Source organism: Paenibacillus periandrae, from assembly GCF_022458865.1.
GTDB lineage: Bacteria > Bacillota > Bacilli > Paenibacillales > NBRC-103111 > Paenibacillus_S > Paenibacillus_S periandrae.
In genome coordinates this window covers 1-17,339 of record NZ_JAJNMU010000057.1, presented here as the reverse complement: position 1 = coordinate 17,339, position 17,339 = coordinate 1, and the positions used below count along the sequence as shown (strand labels likewise).

The following is a 17,339-nucleotide window of genomic DNA, read 5'->3' as shown; positions in this document are numbered from 1 at the left end:
GTGGTACCAAAACATGTTTGGATTCGGTTTACGGTGGAGCAATGAAAGAATGGCTGGATTAACAATTGTCCGACGACACAAACATGAGTGCTTTTAGATCCCCGTCAATCGGGGATTTTTTATTTCAGCGTGCCCAGAGGCACGCATCTTCTAGCCGGTGAAAGTCCGGTCGTGGGAAGAGCCAAGACCCCGCGTAGCTAGGATACTTGCGTATGGCGAAATCTGTGCGTAAGAGCGTATCGACGAAAGTACCTGTCAGAGACAGGGCGAGCGACATGCCAGGCCGTAACATAAAGTGAATCCTGCCGCGTCGTTAAAAAGGCCTTGCAAGAGGAAGAAGAGGAAGTCGAGTCCCGTAAAATTGGACGAAGACCAAGGAAACTGTCTAGAACTTGGAGCGACAGCGAAGAATCCTCCGGCGTATGGGGATCGGCATGGTATGAATGAAGATGCAGTGAACTGGGGAGACCCTCCCCTGCACGGAAAGTTTTTTTTTCGTAACGAGATGATCTATAAGCCAAAGGCGAAGTGAGCCATCTGCAGGAAGGGAGTCCGAGGGGCACATAGTACCAAGGAACGCAGGACAACACAACCTGCGGGAGGGAAGGCGCCCTGCTTTGTTCAAACTTTTCAAGGAGGTACGAGTGAGTGAATGCCAAATGGCTAACGACACCTAAGGAAAAAGTTCAACAACTCCAAGAGAAGCTAGGTCATGCTGCCAAGACAAGTAAGCGTAGAAGATTCCATGCGTTATATGACAAGGTACATCGAAAGGATGTTCTTCAGGAAGCATGGCGGAGAGTTAGGGCAAATAAGGGAGCGGCAGGCGTAGATGGTGAAACGATGGTAGCTATTGCGAAAATAGGTGATGACCAATTTGTCGCACAATGCCAAGAGCTACTGTTAAAGAAAAGCTACCGTCCCCAGCCCGTTCGTCGGCAATACATTCCGAAGAAAGATGGACGAAAACGTCCATTGGGCATCCCGACGGTGAGAGACCGCGTGGTACAAATGGCGACGAAACTGATTGTAGAACCAATCTTTGAAGCCGATTTTCAGGAATGTTCGTATGGCTTTCGACCAAAGCGCGGCGCGAAACAAGCGCTCGAGCGAATCCGCAAAGCATGCAATCGCAAAGGCAATTGGGTGGTCGACGTAGACATCCAAGGGTACTTCGACAATATTAACCAAGAGAAGCTGATGAAGCTGGTGGAAATACGAATCAGTGACAGACGCATCCTCAAGCTGATCCGGCAATGGCTCGGAGCAGGCGTGATGGAGGAAGGGCAAGTCAGGCGCTCTGACCTCGGCACGCCGCAAGGTGGAGTGATCTCGCCGCTACTTGCGAACATCTACCTGAATTACTTCGATTTGTTGTGGGAGAAGTATGGCAAAGAAGTCGGAGAACTGACGCGGTATGCAGACGACTTTGTCGTGGTATGCAAAACAAGGAAAGATGCGCAACATGCGTTTAAGCTTATACAAACGATTATGGAGCGATTGGAACTAACCTTGCATCCGGAGAAAACGCGAATTGTGGGACTATGGACGGGAGAAGAAGGATTTGACTTCCTCGGCATGCACCACCGGAAGACGAAAGCGGAAACAGGACAGAAGCGCATCTATTACACGACCCAACAATGGCTCTGCATAAAAGCAGAGAAGCATGTGAGGGAGGTAGTGAAAGACCGACTTGCTCCGCCAAAGATGCGGCACGTTTCGTTTCAAGAACACGTGGACTGGCTCAACCTGAGAATACAAGGCTGGAAGAACTACTATGCGACACCGTATAGTACCAAATGGATGACCAAACTAGATTGGTACATCCGCCAACGGCTAACTAAATGGTACGCAAAGAAGCGCCAGCGAAGTAACTGGCGCGGTTCAGGACATGAAGTAAAGATTCTTAGCCAAATGCATGGTTTAAAGACGCTTATATAACTCGCACGCACATGAAAGAAGAACATCGGAAAGCCGTATGAGGGAAAACCTCACGTACGGTTTGATGAGGAGGGGCTGAAATGAAATTCAGCCCTTTACTCTAGAAGCACCTATGTTTGTGACGCGAGGTCACGACACAAACATAGGTGCATAATCGTTTTGCGACACAAGCATATGCGCATAATCGTGGTGATATTAAAGCTTGGATTTTTAATGAATTATTCACATGGCCATTAAAGTAACGGGGAGTAAAAACACAGTAAATATTTCTTGGTTATTAATGGTAAATATACACAATATATAATATAATGGATTTGTTCCATTGTATAGCATTTAGTTTCATTAAGTGAAACGTTTAAGTGAGGGGAAATTTATGTCCTACTTCATTCGAAAAGCTAATGAAAATGATATTCCTGTTCTTTCTTTACTAATGGAGGAATTGAGCGGCATACCTATTTCACAAGATGAAATGAAGAACAGGTTCCAGATGGCGGAGAAAAGTTCCACAGATACAATTTTTGTATACGAAGAAGAAGGGGATATTAAAGCGACACTTGTATTTCGAATTCGAGAGAACATACGTGAGGTAAGCCGATATGGTGAGATTTGCATCGTTGTAGTTAAATCCTCGACAAAGCGACAAGGGATTGGAAAGCGTCTAATGTCTTTTGCAGAACAACTCGCCACAGATTTAGGATGCATAGGAACATATCTTATTAGTGGTTTTGGTCGAAAAGATGAAGCCCATCAGTTTTACTTAGACTTAGGATATGAAATTACTGGTTATCGTTTCGTAAAGAAATTATGACATTATAATATCAAACTGTGTGATTCAATTACTCGATTCAACTAAAGGGATGCGATAGTTCATCACAAACATAATGGGGCCGCCGCGGAGTTAATCTGGCGGCCTCATTAAGCTATTGGGCAGTTTAATTTAAAAATACCCAAAATGATTAATCTATTTTGTCTCCAAACTTCTTTCCGAATTCCTCCATTAGATCAATAATTGGAATCAATTGCTCCCCTTTTGATGTTAACGAATACTCAACACGCGGAGGTACCTCGGGATAAACTTTACGATTAATTAAGCCATCCGCTTCTAATTCTCGAAGTTGCTTAGTTAGAGACCCTTGTGAAATTCCCCATAAAAGAGTCTTGATTTCATTGTATCGATGCGGTTTAAACTTTAAAAACCATAGAATCAGATACTTCCAACGTCCTGAAAGCATGTTTTGGGTATAGGCAATGCCATATACTTCTCTGTGATCCTTCTTGCATTCTTCATTAAATCCATCTTTGCTTATTCTAGACACCTTTCCACCTCATTCTGCAGTTAGGTACAAAAAAATGTACTATGTCAATTTTAATTGCCCTCTTCAAAAATAAGAGCAATGTATATATATTAGTGCATGTATACGAATTACTCAATCGGGTCATTCTTAATGGAAATAGGAGGAATGAAAATGAGATTTGGAATTATTGGTGCAGGACCAATTGGGTCTAATATTGCGAAAAAATTGGTTGAGAATGGACATGATGTCAAGATTGCAGATGCTCGTGGAATTGAACGCTTGGAAGGAAAAAAACTTACAGGAACACCTGTGATCGTAGAAGATGTAATTAAAAATATTGATGTTCTTATAACATCTATCCCTTTCCACGCACTGCCAAGCATTCGTAACATTGTAGATAAAGTTGGGGAGGAAGTTGTTGTTGTCGACACTTCAAATTATTATCCTCAATTGAGTGGTAAAATTGAGGAAATTGAGAACGGAATGGTGGAAAGTGTTTGGGTATCCAATCATTTAGGTAGACCTATCATTAAAGCTTTCAACAATTTTCTAGCCTATACGTTAGAACATCATGGAACTCCCGAAGGGACTAATGGACGCATTGCCATAGCGATTGCTGGTGATGACCTATCCCATAAACAAATAATCATGGATGTAGCAAACAATCTAGGCTTCGACTCCGTAGATAGTGGTTCTTTAAGCGATTCGTGGAGACAACAGCCAGGAACCCCTGCGTACTGTACAGAACTTACAAAAGAGGAACTAACCATGGCCTTAAATAAAGCAAATAAAGAAAAAGCTCCATTTCTGCGTGATAAGGTGATGGAAAAGCTGTCAACTTCTCAAGGTGAGGTTTCAATTCAAGATGTTATTAAAGCAAATAGAGAAATATACAATTCTTAAGTTGGATGCCCTTATTGAGGCATTGCCATTGAACTAACGGCTTTACGTTGCTCTTCGGTAGGTCCCAGCACCGCTGTGAACGAGCCAATCGGATAACGCAATGTATTCATCATACCTTTCCCTCCATTTGTCCTATAAAAAAACAATAAATCTACAGTTCCTAATGCAAAATCTTTACCTGTATTTTACATCATAAGTTGAAGAAAACTGCCTGTTAACGCAGGACATCTGTATCAAACACCCACTTTTGTGTACATGTCTACAAGAAAAACCTGTTCAGAAGCATAAAAAAGGCCCTACAATCCATTTTTTTTTGGAAATGGAAAATTAGGGCCATTCTGTTTGTTAAACGGCATTTAGGTCGAAGACGGACTTCCTCACAAAATAAGAGTTTTTGTACAGATGTCCTGCCGGGCGTTAAGCTAAACGGGCAGTAATGTTTCAGTGTGAATGCTATATCGTATATACTTTTAGTAAAACGTTGGAATGAGGGGGATGGTTATGAGCGAACGTAAGAAAGAAAAGTTCTACTACGAACGTGGAACGAATGAACTACGGGAGAAGAGCTTGCGTGCACAAAAGATTGTTAAAGCTTTCAATGACTGCGATCCTGAGGATGGGCAAGAGAAAGAAAGATTGATTCGAGAGTTGTTTGGAACCTCTGGTGAAGGAATAAGCATCGAGCATAATTTTCATTGTGACTTAGGTTATAACATTCATGTTGGGCGCAACTTCTATGTTGGCTATAACTGCACCATATTGGATATGGCAGAAGTTCGCATCGGCGACGATTGCATGATTGCACCGAACGTCGGAATCTATACAGCAGGTCATTCCATTGAACCGAAGGAGCGTAATAAAAGCGGGTACGGCATACCGATTACGATTGGGAACAATGTCTGGATTGGGGGGCACTGCGCCATTTTGCCAGGAGTAACAATTGGTGACAATTCTATTGTTGCGGCTGGCTCGGTAGTAACAAAAGATGTACCTGCAAATACGATTGTCGCAGGGAATCCAGCCAAATTGTTGAGGCATATTACAGAGGAAGAAAGTTAATTCTCTTCAAACGTGGCTTTGAACTAACGGATACGATAGCTTAATGAACGACTAAGACGCGGCTGCCGCGTTGAACTAACTGGCAGATTAACATGGCTGATATCTATGACTTATCTGTTCATGAGAGCAGGAAAATTCAAGGATTTGATTGAACGGATAGGGTAGGTAAAAAGAGCACAGAAAGCTGAACAAAATAGATGAATTTGGGAGGATTGAATATTGAACAAATGGATTGGGTCAGCAGGCTTATGTGTGAATTCTGAAAGACAAATACTTATGGTCTTACAAGGTAAGCCAGAGGAGGAAAAACGATGGTCGGTGCCTTCTGGAGGTAAAGAAAACGAGGAAACTTTAGAGAATTGTTGTATCAGGGAAGTCTTTGAAGAGACAGGTTACCAAAGCAAAGTCATTCGTAAAATCAAAGAAAAGCAAGGGTCGCATGGTCCCGTGGAGTACGAAGTAACGTATTTTAAGGTGGAGATTATTGATGGACAGCCGACCATCCACGATCCTGATGGACTCATATATGAAATTGCTTGGAAAACAGTGGAGCAAGTAAAAGAACTTCAGCTATCCTTTCCTGAGGATAAAGAATTTTTATTGAACTATATCGAGCAAAAAGATTGAACTCCTAACGGATAACTATAGCATAATAAACAACCTGAGACGCGGCTGCCGGCATGGATCGGCAGCCGCGTTGTGCTAACTGGCAGTTTTTACCTTAAGAAATGATCGTCGAAAACGGAATCCAGAGGCTAATGGCAAGCAGAAGCCAGCGAACCACGTTTTCCCCAAGGGAGCCTGTATCGATCACCATAAACTTCGGGAGCAAGCGGATATGCAGTTTGAGCGGCCAGAATAGTTCGACGCCTCTGTGATTGAGCAGATCAATGAGCGGGTGCGAGACGTATGCGAAGACAAACGTCAAGAAAAACAATGCAGGCAAAGGAACCGTCACAAACATCAATACCAGTATAAAGAGAATGGAATGGGTTATTGACCGGTGGCGAACCTTTAAAATCTTTAATAGAGCGGATATAGGATAGAGAACCTTTGCCATAGTGGAGCCTTGCTTATCGACGTCAGCCAGCGTACCGGCTAAACAGCCAAGCAGCAGAGCGCCGACAGCCTCCCACGATAGAAACGGTACATCCAGATGAACGAGTACAAGCTCGGCGGCTACTAATCCGGCGACGCTATGAGTTTTTTGCAGCATGATAACGCTCCTGTACGACATATTCTTATTTCAACCATATAGTATTCGGGCGTTATCCGGAAAATGGTCCGTAGCTTTGAAAAACAAGCTAATAAAATGTGGAGAGGTATTATGTTCTTAGAAAGAAGAAGCTCTAACATGATATTAATCCACGTTCATTAATCTAACAGATAACTATAGCTCAACAAGAACGCGGCTTTCGGCACGGATCGGCAGTCGTGTTGTAAATACGTTGATCAATATGTAAGCAGGTTGACTATATAAATTCTAATTTTAATTTCAAAAAAAACACATTGTCCCAATAAAAAGACGATGTGTTTTTTTGATTTCGGAAATGCGCTGCGACAAACACGCGGCGGGAATGAGATAAAGTTCTTGTCATTTATGGGATAAAGTTCTTGTCATCCGACAACAGAAGAAAACGGAACGTATGTTCCCATAAAGACATATGTACAAAATATGGATTTTGTGAAAATGTCATAATGATATTATCGATGTGACAATATAGACTTCTTCGGATAATTGTGTCATATACTATATGGTTCGATTTTATGATGATAAAAAAATAAGTCAGTTGCCCTGCCATCACAAAAGAAAAAAACCGCCATAGTTTGGCGGGGATTACGACATTAATCTTCGCTGTCAGCATATTCGTCATTTGGAACAAGTGTAATAGCTCGTATAACAACGTCGGGCTGCATTTGACGAATAATCACTTTGGCTTCAGCTATATCTGTGGCTTTTACATTTCGGTAATACACCACACCATAGTTATCTTGATATTCCACGGTAAATTCTGTTTGTTCGTTTTCCATATTTACCACCACCTGTCGTTTATTCTCAAGCTCTGCTAATGACTTGATCGATGAGCCCATAGTGCAAAGCTTCATTGGCATCCATAAAATTATCTCTATCGGTGTCTTTTTCTATACGCTCGATAGGTTGACCTGTTTGTCGTGCTAATATCTGGTTAATATGGTCGCGCATCCGTAGTATACGTTTGGCACTGATTTCTATATCGCTTGCTTGACCGCGTGCTCCACCGAGAGGTTGGTGAATCATTATTTCACTGTTAGGCAGGGCAAGCCGTTTTCCTTTGGCTCCATTTGCCAATAAGAAGGCTCCCATCGAAGCAGCTAATCCAATGCACAAGGTCGATACTTCAGATTTGACGAACTGCATTGTATCATATATACCCATACCAGCTGTTATGGAGCCCCCAGGGGAATTGATATACATGCTTATATCCTTGTCTGAGTCGATTGCATCCAAAAATAAAAGCTGCGCGATAACGCTATTTGCCATTTCGTCTGTAATTTCACCGGATACAAAAATGATCCGATCCTGAAGCAGTCGCGAATATATATCGTAAGCCCGTTCCCCTCTAGCCGATTGTTCAATAACATAAGGAATTAGATTCATAGTTTGGGGTCCCTCCTGTTTAATAATCTACCCGGTACTTTTGTTCAAGATAAGCGTACTCATTGTTTCTTAATTCATATGTCCTTGGCCGTAATATCACCAAGTCATCTGAATTAGGCACGCCTACAGCAGGGTTTCTCAGCTCTATTACACGTTCAATCACCTGTTGGTCAAGCTCTACGATTTCCTCCATTTCCTCTTCGGTGACGAAACGAACAGTGACATCCTTGCTGAACTCTTTCCATCGGTTCTCGGTAACTTTAAAACTTAAGGTAACAATGACACAAGCTTCATCAAAGTCAACAGCGGTTTGAGTGTAAAGTTCTAGGAGTACATCTTTATCGTGCGACAAATTTATGAAGATATCATTTGATTCACTTTCTTCATACCCATTTAGATTGGGTGCACGATAAAGTCCATTCGGGAGTTTAATGCTGACTTCAGCTTTTTCTATCGCTGAAAATTCCGTTGGTAAGAGCTGAATCCATAAATGATTCATCCCTTCTTCTTGTTCCATGATTGATTTAGCCATCCTCAGATTAAGCATCAATTCTTATCCCCCCTTAAAAGATGGGAAACAGAATCAATGACTTTTTGTTTTAATTCGGCAGAAACCCTGGGACTTAACGTTATTGCGACATCTTCGGTTATGGTGAGCGTTTCGTTTTCCAATACCCGATTAGGATCATACAGATACATCTGCTGACCAATTTTTTCTATTTCTTCTATCGAGAGTGACATTAATCTCTCTTGAATAGATGACAGGGTTTCACCGGTTCTTGTTAAGGTAATGATGGCTCGAAAAAAGTGAATGTGCCTATCTGTGTACACCCTTTTATTACCGATTAGTTCCAGCGCCGGCACCATTCCTATTTGTGTGTAGTACCTTACCGTTCTCAAATTCATTCTAGGGTCATCCTGTTGAAGAATCTCCGCGACCTGTTTTGCGGTGTAGCCGCTCATGAAACCACTCCAATCACAAATTTCTTAACATTACAGTTAAGTGTATCGTGTACAGTTTACTGTATCTTTATTCATCAGTCAACAGGATAAAATCATTCAAATTAAAAACCGCTCAAATTAAGAAGAACGGCCGATGAATTACCGTAATATGAACTTGTCTTAACTCCCTTACTTAAATTTCTCAAATTCGTTTTTCAACCAATGTTGATATGCAATATACTGTTCCATCCGAATTAGCAAATCGACCAATTCTGGCTTAGGTAGCTGCATATAACGCTGTCTGACTCGATCTATGTCGCGATCTTCTTTTATGTGCTTAAATGCATCCAGATCATCGTCTAAGGGCTTATATGACCTTTTGCGAGGCTTATAAGCCTTAGTAGTATTGTGCTTAAGGTTTGTGCATATGTATAAAATGGAACATACGTCTGTATAAGGGTGACAAAAAAATTGTCGTCCGACAATAATTTATTATTGAAAAGAACCCCGCGCCCTGGCGAGATTGGCGATCAACGGCCACTACTCTCTTCGCAGCGGAATTCGATAAGCGGTATCGCAATCGTGGCATCCGAGCTGCCTCGGTGATGCCCGGGAATAGCCTTACCGATCTGGCACGCCATTTCTCGCAGGAAGACTTACAGGGTCTATAGTCAATGTAGTCTGTGAGTTTATTTGATGTCTTTAGTGACTCAATCAGAATGTAGGAGCTTTTATGTCGTTTTACGACAATGTAGGAACATTTGTGCGTTTTGCCACGACACAAATGTTCCTACATAAAAAAATAAAAGCCTGATTTATCAAGCCTATTTCGCTAAAGTAATGTAGGAACTTTTGTGTCGTTGGACAAAAATTGTCCAGTTCCACCTAATTACGAACCTATATAACATTCAGTACGGAATTACTCGATTTAGTTCGTATTTGCATGTTATGAACGAGTCACAAATGTTTACGAAACGACAAAAAAAAGGCCCTGCTCCGGAGTTTTATCGCAACAAGGCCAAATGGATGTTTTTGCACTAGTTTTATACCAAACTACCTTAACGCTACTCTTTACTTCCTTAAGTAGCTATTCCTTACCTTGTCACGTGCTTGTGTGCTTCGATAACAGCCGGCAGGAGTTCTGATTTGAGTATTATTCCTTTATTGCTCAGGTATAAGTTATGAGATCGTTTATCTGTATCATTTACAATCCGTTTTACGATCTCCTTCTTCTCGAGCGAGTGGATCATTCGAACAACTGTGCTCTGATCTCGGTCGATTAATTCTGCAAGCTTTTTTTGAGTTGTTGGTCTATCTCCATCTAGAACACTGATAATACTCCATTGCTCTGGCGTCATCCCATAGGGCTTTAATTGCTTTGTAAAGTAATTGGTCATCTTAACATCCGTACGGTGAATCAAAAATCCCGTTATATTATACAATTCCATAAATTCCCCAATTTGATAATTTGTACTTTGGACTTATCAATAGTATTCCAGTACACCAGATCCCAATTCACATAGTCACATAAAGATTTTAAACTTGAGCTCTGCCGTTGGCAGGTAGGTCATTCTTTTGAGCTACAACGTACAATTCGCCTAATATGTGCTTGATTTGATATGAACCTTCGCTAAGCTCTGCAGTAATAAATTTTTCAACCTCGCTGGACTCTACTCCATACATCACTTCAATTTCCTTTGAAAACAAAAGAGGGCTTTCCTTCATCAATTTCGTGAGTGGCTTAACCTGCTTAGGTTTAATTCGATCATTCAAGATTTGTTCAAGAGCGTCCACGTAGGTTTCTAATGTCCGTGCTCCAACAATCTTAGCCCCTTTACCTTCTTCATCCACCATGATGATGGTTGGAAATCCCCTAACGCCGAGTCGAGATACTAAATCAAAATCTTGTTCTAACTGATTTTGTGCCTCTTCGAGTTCCGATTCTTCAAAAACTTGGCTTCCATTAAGTCCGATTTGGTTGACGATTTCAATGAGCACTTGCTTTTCGCCAATATTCTGATTAAAAGCAAATACAGCCTCTCTTGCTCTGCGCAAAAATTCATTTTCTTTTCCCTTATGCTTATTTTGAATCACTTTATAAACTCTGGAGGGCGGATAAGAAGAGTGTACTGGATTTTCACGCCACAATGTTCCGTCAATCGGCATACGTGAATGTTTGCCCACTTCCTTCCAATGTTCTTCAACATCAGAAGGTTTTTGAATCCCGTTTGCAGAATCCCCGAATCCATGCCAGCTAGCCAATAATCCGCCCATGATAACATTTACATTGAAATACTGGCCATACTGCTGAAGGAATCGATTTAATACAGGTTCGAGCGCCCAACAATGAGAACAGATTGGATCTGTCACGTAATACAACGTTATTTTTTTAATTTGCTGATCCAAATCGAATTGTTCAATTGGATCTTCATCGACAACACCACAGACACCCGTTTCAAGATCACACATCATATTTTGATTGTTCATCATTTACATCACCTTTCAGAGGTATATTTTCCCATTGGGTAGGTTCAGCCTTGTTAGGGTTGAACTACCCGCCGGTTTCAAGAGCGACTACATGTTATCGCAATGTTTTAAGCGCACCAGACCAAGAAACAACTTGATCTAACATGGTTTCGATTGTGGCTTTGTAATGTGGGCCAGGTTTAAATGTTCTCATTCTTCAAAGCAGAAGTGATGCCACGATTGTATTCTGGAGTAACAAAGATACAACCATCCAGCTCGTTAATTTTTTTGATCATGCCAAAGCTTCGGGCGTTTGATAATCATTCGTAAAAGCCGCAGGAACAGGTTCGTCATAGAGGGGAAGGTTATAAGCTTGAATATCTACGACTTCAAATGAAGCGTCTGTTTTTTGATCAGCAATCGTCTTAACCTACTCAGAAACTTGCTCCGATTTTAACCATGTTTTTACATGCCTCCTAAAAAATTTTTATAAGCGACATTTGCTAATGTGCTGTATATGGTATGATTATAATACTTAGATAAAATTCAACAAGTACGATTATTTTTCTTACTAAGTATCAAAGTATATACTAATAGGAGGCTCATCATGAAATACGATTTCAAACTTGATCAATTGTGCCCAGCTACCTTTGCCTTTTCAGTGATCGGAGGAAAATGGAATTTACCGATATTGGCGATTTTGAGCGAAAATGACAGTATCAGATATAATGAATTAAAAAGACGTCTTCATGGTATCACAGGAACGACGTTAACCAACTGTCTGAAGGATCTCAGCGATTACGGGATCATTCATAGGGAACAATATAATGAAGTTCCTCCCCGTGTTGAATATTCACTCACTACTTCCGGGAAGGAGCTAGTACCTTTAATTGAATCTGTTGTTGTCTGGGGGCAGAAGAATATTAAAGTTACGGAGTAGGATACCGATTTTGCGTACGTATACTTGTAGATTTTTTTGGCTTCCTCGCTATAGTTCATAGGATATGGTTTTTGCAATAGATTCGATTTCTTTTTTCGTTAGCGCAGACATATGTCGCTCCTCCGTATCACTTTGATTTCAGTTTCTCATAAGCCTAATCCGTTGTCATCTGATGGTCTACCTTATCAAATGGCGAACCATATCTTTTGTCCTGCAAGCGCTCGCCTCATCCGCAAAGCAAAAGACCCATCTGCATGGGTCGCAGATGGATCAGCGGCTAAAAAATGGTGTACCGTATTTTCATCGAAATTCATTTCGATTTTATCGACGGTCTTTTAGTCTTTAATCGTTATCTGTTTTATTACCAGATGCATGAGCATCTTTCGCTGATCGAAAGGGGAGGATTCCAACAGCATGTCGAACTTCTCCAAGAGCGCCCGAACCGTTTCGTAAGAGATCGGCTTGGAATGATCATCTTTCATCTCAAGTGACACTCCTCGATCTTGCTGATGATGTGTTGCAGTTCCTGCTCCAGCGGCTTAACCCGTTTGGCCTTCCGCTCATTAGTGCTCTTCACGACAGCCTTAAGGATTTCCGGTTTTGTCAGCATTTCCTTAACCCGCTTTATCATTCCTTCCAAACTTAAATACTCCATCCTATGCCCAATATTGGAAAATGTATCTTATCCATGATAAAAGGGGGTACCCTACCCGTCCAACGCCAAGAATACATCATGAAAAAATGCAGATCTTAGATAGCCAAGGAACGGATATGCCTGGCTTTTCTGCACGAATTGGACCGGCTTCCGATCGTCTGTCGCTGGCTCGCGTAGCGGCAGATTGGGCGAATACAGCTTGTCGGCCGGGACGCGGCAGGGGTCTATGACTATTTTCGGAGCTAGCCGGTTGTTTCCCTAAGAGGTCACTGAACATTATATAAATAAGCTTCATAAGCGCTAATGTATATACTGGCGGGCTTTACTTTTTAAATCTTGAGTTTGGAAAGATATGGATCCACATATATTTGAAGTCGTTTGTTTTCATCAGTTGGTTCATCTAAAATCTTTCTCGCAACGCTTTGGGGTAATCTTTCTTGCCACAACAAACCTAAATAAGCGTCCAATACAGAGTACTCGTTCTCGAAAATAGGGCCTTGTTCTTGTCCAATATCGGAAATGGGGCCTTGTTCTTGTCTTTGGGTTTGGACAAGAACTTGATCCCTTAAATTGAAAAAACCACGCTGGGCGTGGGTTTTTAAGGAACTATGTTCTTGTCCTCTTACAGATAATTCACTATTCATTATGTTTCTCCGTCGGGAATGTAAACCTCCCATTTGTACGGCCGTTCCCTCCCGGCCTGCCGAGCCGCCGAATAAGTGCATCAGCACCGTGCCGACCAGCACGAAAGGAGCCATGCGCAGCAGCGGAATCCATCCAGCTGAAAATAGCACCGCCAAGGGCAGCAAATACAATGGCCATGGATGTTCATTTCGCATGCTTGTCGCCGCATCCAAGCTGATCAGAAAAAGTGCCGAAGCTGACCCTGTCAACACGCCTACAGCTCCTGCGAGCAGCAGCCACTGGAGAATATACAGGATCAGTCCGACAGACAAAGCTTCAGAAGGAGTGCGACCTGACCATTTTCCCAGCCATTTGTTCATATTGCCCCTTCAATCTTCAATCACTCTTTCATGCAATCGTACCTTTCACCAAATAAGAGCGCAACAAAATACCTCGGCAACTCAACCTTGAGTAGCATATACCACATACAACGTTTTTGAGTCAAGAGTCGGAGTACTTTCGGTATGATCTTCTTTCTTCATTATTTTATTAATTCGGAACTCCGTTCCAGGCGGGAACAGCATCTCTTTCTCACTCGTATACAAACCGCCCAGCCTTCCTGTATGTTTAGGCCCCAAACTGATTTTCCATAGTAGGCCCGTACTGGCAGGCGGCCCTATTGTCTTGTTTTCAGTTGTAGAAACAAATTGATATTGGGTCCATGGTTTGTTGACCGTGAGCATACCTTTTGAAACATCAGCCAAATCAAAATTAAGGTCCTTGGCTAATACATTGATGAGGTCGGCGGTGTCACCCCGATATACCTCGCTAATTTGTTCATTGCCAGTTGGAGCAATTTCATTTTGAACTCCCAGTTCTTTTTTGGCGCCACGTATTTTGGCTATAATCTCCTTCAAATCTTTAGCATCAACTTCACGTTCAAGTTTTGCTTTTTCATACACATCCTTAAGAACAGGTATCATTTCGTTTTCTTCAGTCTGCGTATACTTTCCGCTAAGGATACGGTCATATTCCTTTCCCTTGTAGACTGCACCTACTTGGCGTAAGAAAGGATTCATCACTTTATACCCGGAAGAGTAGTAAAAGTCAAGACCTTCATCTTCTTTTTCCGAAAGAGGATTAACTTGCTTATTATAATGTTTTTTTAATGCAGCCTGTCCCTTCCAGTTTAAATCCTTAAATGGCGGTTTTTCCATTAATCTTGCGTGATTTAAGTTTGTATTTTCAAGCAAGTATTCATAAAGCAAATAGTTTTCATGCAGCGAAGCATCCAGGCTGCTCTCTTCCGGAACGACAGCAGCAATAGTGGTCAGATATTCCTTTATTAATCCAGAAGGTACCTGGCCGAGCATGTACCATTTAGCTAGGGTACCACGGTTATCTTCCCCGGCATAGGCGGCATAAGGAGACTGAGCATCCAAGGTCTTATACCACATTGTTTCATCGTTTTCCCAGTACCAGGTTACTCTGGCAATTGGGTCTTTATAAATTGACCTTTTCGTATCTTCCTCTTCTTCCCAAGCACGCTGCACAACATTCTGGTTTCCTTTATTTAGAACAGTAGCAGCCGGTCGATCTGATTCTGAAGCGGGCTGACGTGATTTTAAAAGCTGGGTTACGGCCTGATTCCCAATCGTTCTCTGTAGCTGAAGTATCTGAGTCGGGCTTATTGTCCTTATGGAATATGAATTATTTTGCAGTGATTCTTGGGTCCCCTCTCTGGGCAATGCTTTTTGAAGATTCGTTAAAGCTTGTGTCGTCTTAAAGGATTGAGGTCTTAGAGATTTCATTGTATAACTCCTTATCTAAATTTAAATAATCCTATACTTTCTATTTAAAGCAAATTATTCGCTTCCCTACACAATACTTTAATTGCCATATATTATCTATTATTTTATGTATGAAGTGATTGTCATGATGCACTATAAGCATATCCACCGCAAAAACACACCCCTTCAAGTTGCAGGGACAGCACATTTCCTTGATGACTTTGAAGAGGTGCATCGAATAACTTTTCCTTGCAGCTGTCCTTCATGGGGTAGTACCAGCGTAGCAGTCACCACTCGCAAACATATGGATTAAATTGGAAATTTACTGCACCATCTGCTTGGCTGGATCATAGTTTGTTTTCTCCATTCAGCTATGTTCTGCTCAAAAACCAGAAGGGGGGATCAATCTCCCAAGCCTGCTCGTTTTATTAGGAATTGGCGCAATCTTTTGTATTGAAAAAAATCGCACTCCACTTGGCCAGAATAGCCTAAGAGAATGCGTTTTTTTTGTTACAAGGTGATGCTACTATGAAACCCAATCGGAATAAGCACAGATAAGCTATTGTCAGTTTGCCTTGAGCGCTCCGGTCATCGCGGGACGCTCCATAGGTCCATTATTGACATTCACCGAACGAACCAAGCTTAGCTTCTCTCCCTCAAAGCTGCATACAACCGTATCGCAAAAAGGGGTTTCTACGAAACGCCAGATCATCGTGAACGTCCTTTCATCCTGCCATGATCCGCTTGCCATCACATTCAGAACAGACGGTAAAATCTGATGATGCAGAATTTTACCTGTCATCGTGAAATAACTGTATTTCATCATCTGATGGTACCGCGTTAGCGGCATGAGCATCTAATACTTTATTATCTGGATTTCTCTCTTTACATCTCATAATCACCGGGCAGTCTAAATCATATTTTTCAAAGTCTCTCGATTTTCCTTAACAAAAACCAGCGGCAAATCTGCAACATTAGTCAAATACTTTTTTTTATTAGATAAGAGCTAAGTAGCGAAGCTGACTCCACCCGATAAGTAGACATCAAAAATAAGTTCTGTTTTAAAAGTCCGTGGGAATACTTTCCTTAAGCGAATCATAGTTCCATGGAAGAACGAATCTCTCGCCTGAACCGTTACCTCATGGGATAGATAGGCTATTTCCGCCTAGCAAATGTCCCGGAACACAAATAATGCCCTTCCGACCTCCTACTAGGAGACGAAAGGGCTGAAAAGTCTGCTTTCACGTTACTTGGAGCTGTGTTAATCTTTTGGAACAGCCGTATGCGGACCCGCATGTACGGTGGCGTGAGAAGACGGGGGCTAGCCACCCCCTCTTACTCGATTGTTTCCCTCGGGCCCTCCTTGACTCATAGGTCCAGAACCGCCCGCTTGTAATCCGTCACAACAGGCTGCATCGGAGCCAGCAGTCGGTCTGCCACCTTCTGCATCCGCTCGTTGCCGGGCAAAATCTGGATAACAAGATGCGAGGCATTCGTCCTCAGCACCCTTTGCGCGGACTGCGCGGCCAGGCTCAGCCCCAGCCCATGATCGCGATACGCCTCGCGGATATATAACGACCGGTACAGCAGCGTCTCCGCCAGCTGGCGATCGACGATCGACCAGCCGACGATTTCCCCGTCCAGCTTCAGCACCAGGCTGCAGTCGCGCTCGATCACGCCCTCTGCGCGCAGCGGCATGAAGTAGGCGTTGTAATCCTTTTCCTGAAGCTGGTTCATCAGGGACAGCTCGCCCCTCCTCAGCTCGTTCCAAGGAATTACGGTGCAGCGGGACGGCAGCTTGAACCGGCTGATCCACTTACTGTCCCGGCCGGTGGCGATGTCGCATCGGTAGAAACTGCTGTACACCGAGGGAGGCTGCCAGCCTGACTTGGCCAGCACCCGCTCCAGCGCTTCATAGCTGTGCAGCGCGTAATATTCTACGCACGCTTGCTCAAGGTTCATTCTGCTCAAGGATGCCTTCAGCTCCTGCATAAGCGCCGTAGCGATGCCGAGCCCCCGGTACGGCTTGTCAACAAATACGGACAGCACCCTTGCGGGTTCATCGTCCACGGGAGGATGGGCCAAT

Annotated in this window: 20 protein-coding genes and 2 pseudogenes; 7 read left to right on the top strand and 15 right to left on the bottom strand. The window is 42.6% G+C overall.

All coding sequences use genetic code 11. The features are described 5' to 3' along the window. The first annotated feature begins 648 nt into the window (after positions 1 to 648). Positions 649 to 1,941, top strand: coding sequence for a group II intron reverse transcriptase/maturase (ltrA, locus tag LRL21_RS44065; protein WP_240422078.1), 1,293 nt, complete (start codon positions 649 to 651; stop codon positions 1,939 to 1,941). 373 nt (positions 1,942 to 2,314) lie between these two features. Further along, positions 2,315 to 2,749 (top strand): GNAT family N-acetyltransferase, encoded by a 435-nt coding sequence (locus LRL21_RS44060; RefSeq protein WP_240422080.1) that lies wholly within the window; start codon positions 2,315 to 2,317, stop codon positions 2,747 to 2,749. Positions 2,750 to 2,897: 148 nt separating this feature from the next. On the opposite strand, the gene LRL21_RS44055 is transcribed toward LRL21_RS44060, so the two are convergent. Beyond that, entirely contained in the window at positions 2,898 to 3,257 is a 360-nt protein-coding gene (locus LRL21_RS44055) for a winged helix-turn-helix transcriptional regulator (RefSeq protein WP_240422077.1), read from the bottom strand. 150 nt (positions 3,258 to 3,407) lie between these two features. On the opposite strand from LRL21_RS44055, the gene LRL21_RS44050 reads away from it, so the two are divergent. The 3 genes from LRL21_RS44050 (at position 3,408) to LRL21_RS44040 (ending at position 5,825) form a co-directional block, all read left to right on the top strand. Then, positions 3,408 to 4,139 carry an NADPH-dependent F420 reductase gene (locus tag LRL21_RS44050; protein WP_240422076.1) on the top strand — a complete coding sequence of 244 codons (732 nt, stop codon included), beginning with the start codon at positions 3,408 to 3,410 and terminating at the stop codon, positions 4,137 to 4,139. Between the two features lie 501 nt (positions 4,140 to 4,640). Beyond that, complete coding sequence (locus LRL21_RS44045; RefSeq protein WP_240422075.1) at positions 4,641 to 5,198, top strand: sugar O-acetyltransferase; 558 nt, start codon at positions 4,641 to 4,643, stop codon at positions 5,196 to 5,198. Between the two features lie 219 nt (positions 5,199 to 5,417). Beyond that, a complete protein-coding gene (locus LRL21_RS44040) occupies positions 5,418 to 5,825 on the top strand; it encodes an NUDIX hydrolase (protein WP_240422074.1) in 408 nt (135 codons plus the stop codon). 94 nt (positions 5,826 to 5,919) lie between these two features. On the opposite strand, the gene LRL21_RS44035 is transcribed toward LRL21_RS44040, so the two are convergent. From LRL21_RS44035 to LRL21_RS46610, 8 genes and pseudogenes are all read right to left on the bottom strand, one after another. After that, positions 5,920 to 6,414, bottom strand: coding sequence for a metal-dependent hydrolase (locus tag LRL21_RS44035; RefSeq protein ID WP_240422073.1), 495 nt, complete (start codon positions 6,412 to 6,414; stop codon positions 5,920 to 5,922). A 629-nt stretch (positions 6,415 to 7,043) separates the two neighbouring features. Next, the gene (locus LRL21_RS44030; RefSeq protein ID WP_240422072.1) at positions 7,044 to 7,229 is read right to left on the bottom strand and encodes a hypothetical protein; all 186 of its coding nucleotides are present in this window, start codon (positions 7,227 to 7,229) and stop codon (positions 7,044 to 7,046) included. A 25-nt stretch (positions 7,230 to 7,254) separates the two neighbouring features. Continuing rightward, entirely contained in the window at positions 7,255 to 7,860 is a 606-nt protein-coding gene (gene clpP / locus LRL21_RS44025) for an ATP-dependent Clp endopeptidase proteolytic subunit ClpP (protein WP_338044788.1), read from the bottom strand. Continuing rightward, positions 7,856 to 8,386, bottom strand: coding sequence for a hypothetical protein (locus LRL21_RS44020; protein WP_240422070.1), 531 nt, complete (start codon positions 8,384 to 8,386; stop codon positions 7,856 to 7,858). Before LRL21_RS44020 ends, clpP begins: the two co-directional genes overlap by 5 nt. Beyond that, positions 8,383 to 8,799, bottom strand: coding sequence for a MerR family transcriptional regulator (locus LRL21_RS44015; RefSeq protein WP_240422069.1), 417 nt, complete (start codon positions 8,797 to 8,799; stop codon positions 8,383 to 8,385). The genes LRL21_RS44020 and LRL21_RS44015 overlap by 4 nt, the downstream gene beginning before the upstream one ends. Before the next feature lie 1,079 nt (positions 8,800 to 9,878). After that, positions 9,879 to 10,226, bottom strand: a pseudogene (locus tag LRL21_RS44010) (MarR family winged helix-turn-helix transcriptional regulator); the annotation flags it as partial. Positions 10,227 to 10,314: 88 nt separating this feature from the next. Further along, positions 10,315 to 11,265: a DsbA family oxidoreductase gene (locus LRL21_RS44005; RefSeq protein WP_240422079.1), complete on the bottom strand. Its 951-nt coding sequence runs from the start codon at positions 11,263 to 11,265 to the stop codon at positions 10,315 to 10,317. Positions 11,266 to 11,444: 179 nt separating this feature from the next. Further along, on the bottom strand, positions 11,445 to 11,540 hold the full coding sequence (locus LRL21_RS46610) for an NADPH-dependent FMN reductase (protein WP_338044786.1): 96 nt from the start codon (positions 11,538 to 11,540) through the stop codon (positions 11,445 to 11,447). 311 nt (positions 11,541 to 11,851) lie between these two features. Between LRL21_RS46610 and LRL21_RS43995 the strand changes: the two genes are divergently transcribed. Beyond that, positions 11,852 to 12,184 (top strand): winged helix-turn-helix transcriptional regulator, encoded by a 333-nt coding sequence (locus LRL21_RS43995; protein ID WP_240422068.1) that lies wholly within the window; start codon positions 11,852 to 11,854, stop codon positions 12,182 to 12,184. Between the two features lie 335 nt (positions 12,185 to 12,519). Here LRL21_RS43995 and LRL21_RS43990 read toward each other — a convergent pair whose 3' ends face one another. Together LRL21_RS43990 and LRL21_RS43985 are read right to left on the bottom strand one after the other, a co-directional pair. After that, the gene (locus tag LRL21_RS43990; protein ID WP_240422067.1) at positions 12,520 to 12,666 is read right to left on the bottom strand and encodes a hypothetical protein; all 147 of its coding nucleotides are present in this window, start codon (positions 12,664 to 12,666) and stop codon (positions 12,520 to 12,522) included. Beyond that, positions 12,663 to 12,824 carry a hypothetical protein gene (locus LRL21_RS43985; protein ID WP_240422066.1) on the bottom strand — a complete coding sequence of 54 codons (162 nt, stop codon included), beginning with the start codon at positions 12,822 to 12,824 and terminating at the stop codon, positions 12,663 to 12,665. The genes LRL21_RS43990 and LRL21_RS43985 overlap by 4 nt, the downstream gene beginning before the upstream one ends. A gap of 101 nt (positions 12,825 to 12,925) precedes the next feature. Between LRL21_RS43985 and LRL21_RS43980 the strand changes: the two genes are divergently transcribed. Then, complete coding sequence (locus LRL21_RS43980) at positions 12,926 to 13,069, top strand: hypothetical protein (RefSeq protein ID WP_240422065.1); 144 nt, start codon at positions 12,926 to 12,928, stop codon at positions 13,067 to 13,069. A gap of 438 nt (positions 13,070 to 13,507) precedes the next feature. Here the strand turns inward: LRL21_RS43980 and LRL21_RS47195 are convergent. The 4 genes and pseudogenes from LRL21_RS47195 to LRL21_RS43960 all read right to left on the bottom strand — a co-directional run. Then, positions 13,508 to 13,843: pseudogene (locus tag LRL21_RS47195) on the bottom strand (voltage-gated chloride channel protein); the annotation flags it as partial. An 81-nt stretch (positions 13,844 to 13,924) separates the two neighbouring features. After that, positions 13,925 to 15,274, bottom strand: a complete 1,350-nt coding sequence (locus LRL21_RS43970) for an ADP-ribosyltransferase (protein ID WP_240422064.1) — start codon at positions 15,272 to 15,274, stop codon at positions 13,925 to 13,927. A gap of 544 nt (positions 15,275 to 15,818) precedes the next feature. Next, positions 15,819 to 16,079 (bottom strand): hypothetical protein, encoded by a 261-nt coding sequence (locus tag LRL21_RS43965; protein ID WP_240422063.1) that lies wholly within the window; start codon positions 16,077 to 16,079, stop codon positions 15,819 to 15,821. 542 nt (positions 16,080 to 16,621) lie between these two features. Then, the coding region (locus LRL21_RS43960) for a GNAT family N-acetyltransferase (RefSeq protein ID WP_240422062.1) at positions 16,622 to 17,339 on the bottom strand (718 nt) is incomplete at its 5' end.

Bases quoted from the DNA above. Each gene is read 5' to 3' on its own strand.
- LRL21_RS46610 (WP_338044786.1), bottom strand. From the start codon at position 11,540: ATGATCAAAAAAATTAACGAGCTGGATGGTTGTATCTTTGTTACTCCA.
- LRL21_RS44045 (WP_240422075.1), top strand. From the start codon at position 4,641: ATGAGCGAACGTAAGAAAGAAAAGTTCTACTACGAACGTGGAACGAAT.
- LRL21_RS44030 (WP_240422072.1), bottom strand. From the start codon at position 7,229: ATGGAAAACGAACAAACAGAATTTACCGTGGAATATCAAGATAACTAT.
- LRL21_RS43990 (WP_240422067.1), bottom strand. From the start codon at position 12,666: ATGAAAGATGATCATTCCAAGCCGATCTCTTACGAAACGGTTCGGGCG.
- LRL21_RS43995 (WP_240422068.1), top strand. From the start codon at position 11,852: ATGAAATACGATTTCAAACTTGATCAATTGTGCCCAGCTACCTTTGCC.
- LRL21_RS43965 (WP_240422063.1), bottom strand. From the start codon at position 16,079: ATGATGAAATACAGTTATTTCACGATGACAGGTAAAATTCTGCATCAT.
- LRL21_RS44015 (WP_240422069.1), bottom strand. From the start codon at position 8,799: ATGAGCGGCTACACCGCAAAACAGGTCGCGGAGATTCTTCAACAGGAT.
- LRL21_RS44060 (WP_240422080.1), top strand. From the start codon at position 2,315: ATGTCCTACTTCATTCGAAAAGCTAATGAAAATGATATTCCTGTTCTT.
- LRL21_RS43980 (WP_240422065.1), top strand. From the start codon at position 12,926: ATGCAGATCTTAGATAGCCAAGGAACGGATATGCCTGGCTTTTCTGCA.
- LRL21_RS44050 (WP_240422076.1), top strand. From the start codon at position 3,408: ATGAGATTTGGAATTATTGGTGCAGGACCAATTGGGTCTAATATTGCG.
- LRL21_RS43970 (WP_240422064.1), bottom strand. From the start codon at position 15,274: ATGAAATCTCTAAGACCTCAATCCTTTAAGACGACACAAGCTTTAACG.
- LRL21_RS44005 (WP_240422079.1), bottom strand. From the start codon at position 11,265: ATGAACAATCAAAATATGATGTGTGATCTTGAAACGGGTGTCTGTGGT.
- LRL21_RS44035 (WP_240422073.1), bottom strand. From the start codon at position 6,414: ATGCTGCAAAAAACTCATAGCGTCGCCGGATTAGTAGCCGCCGAGCTT.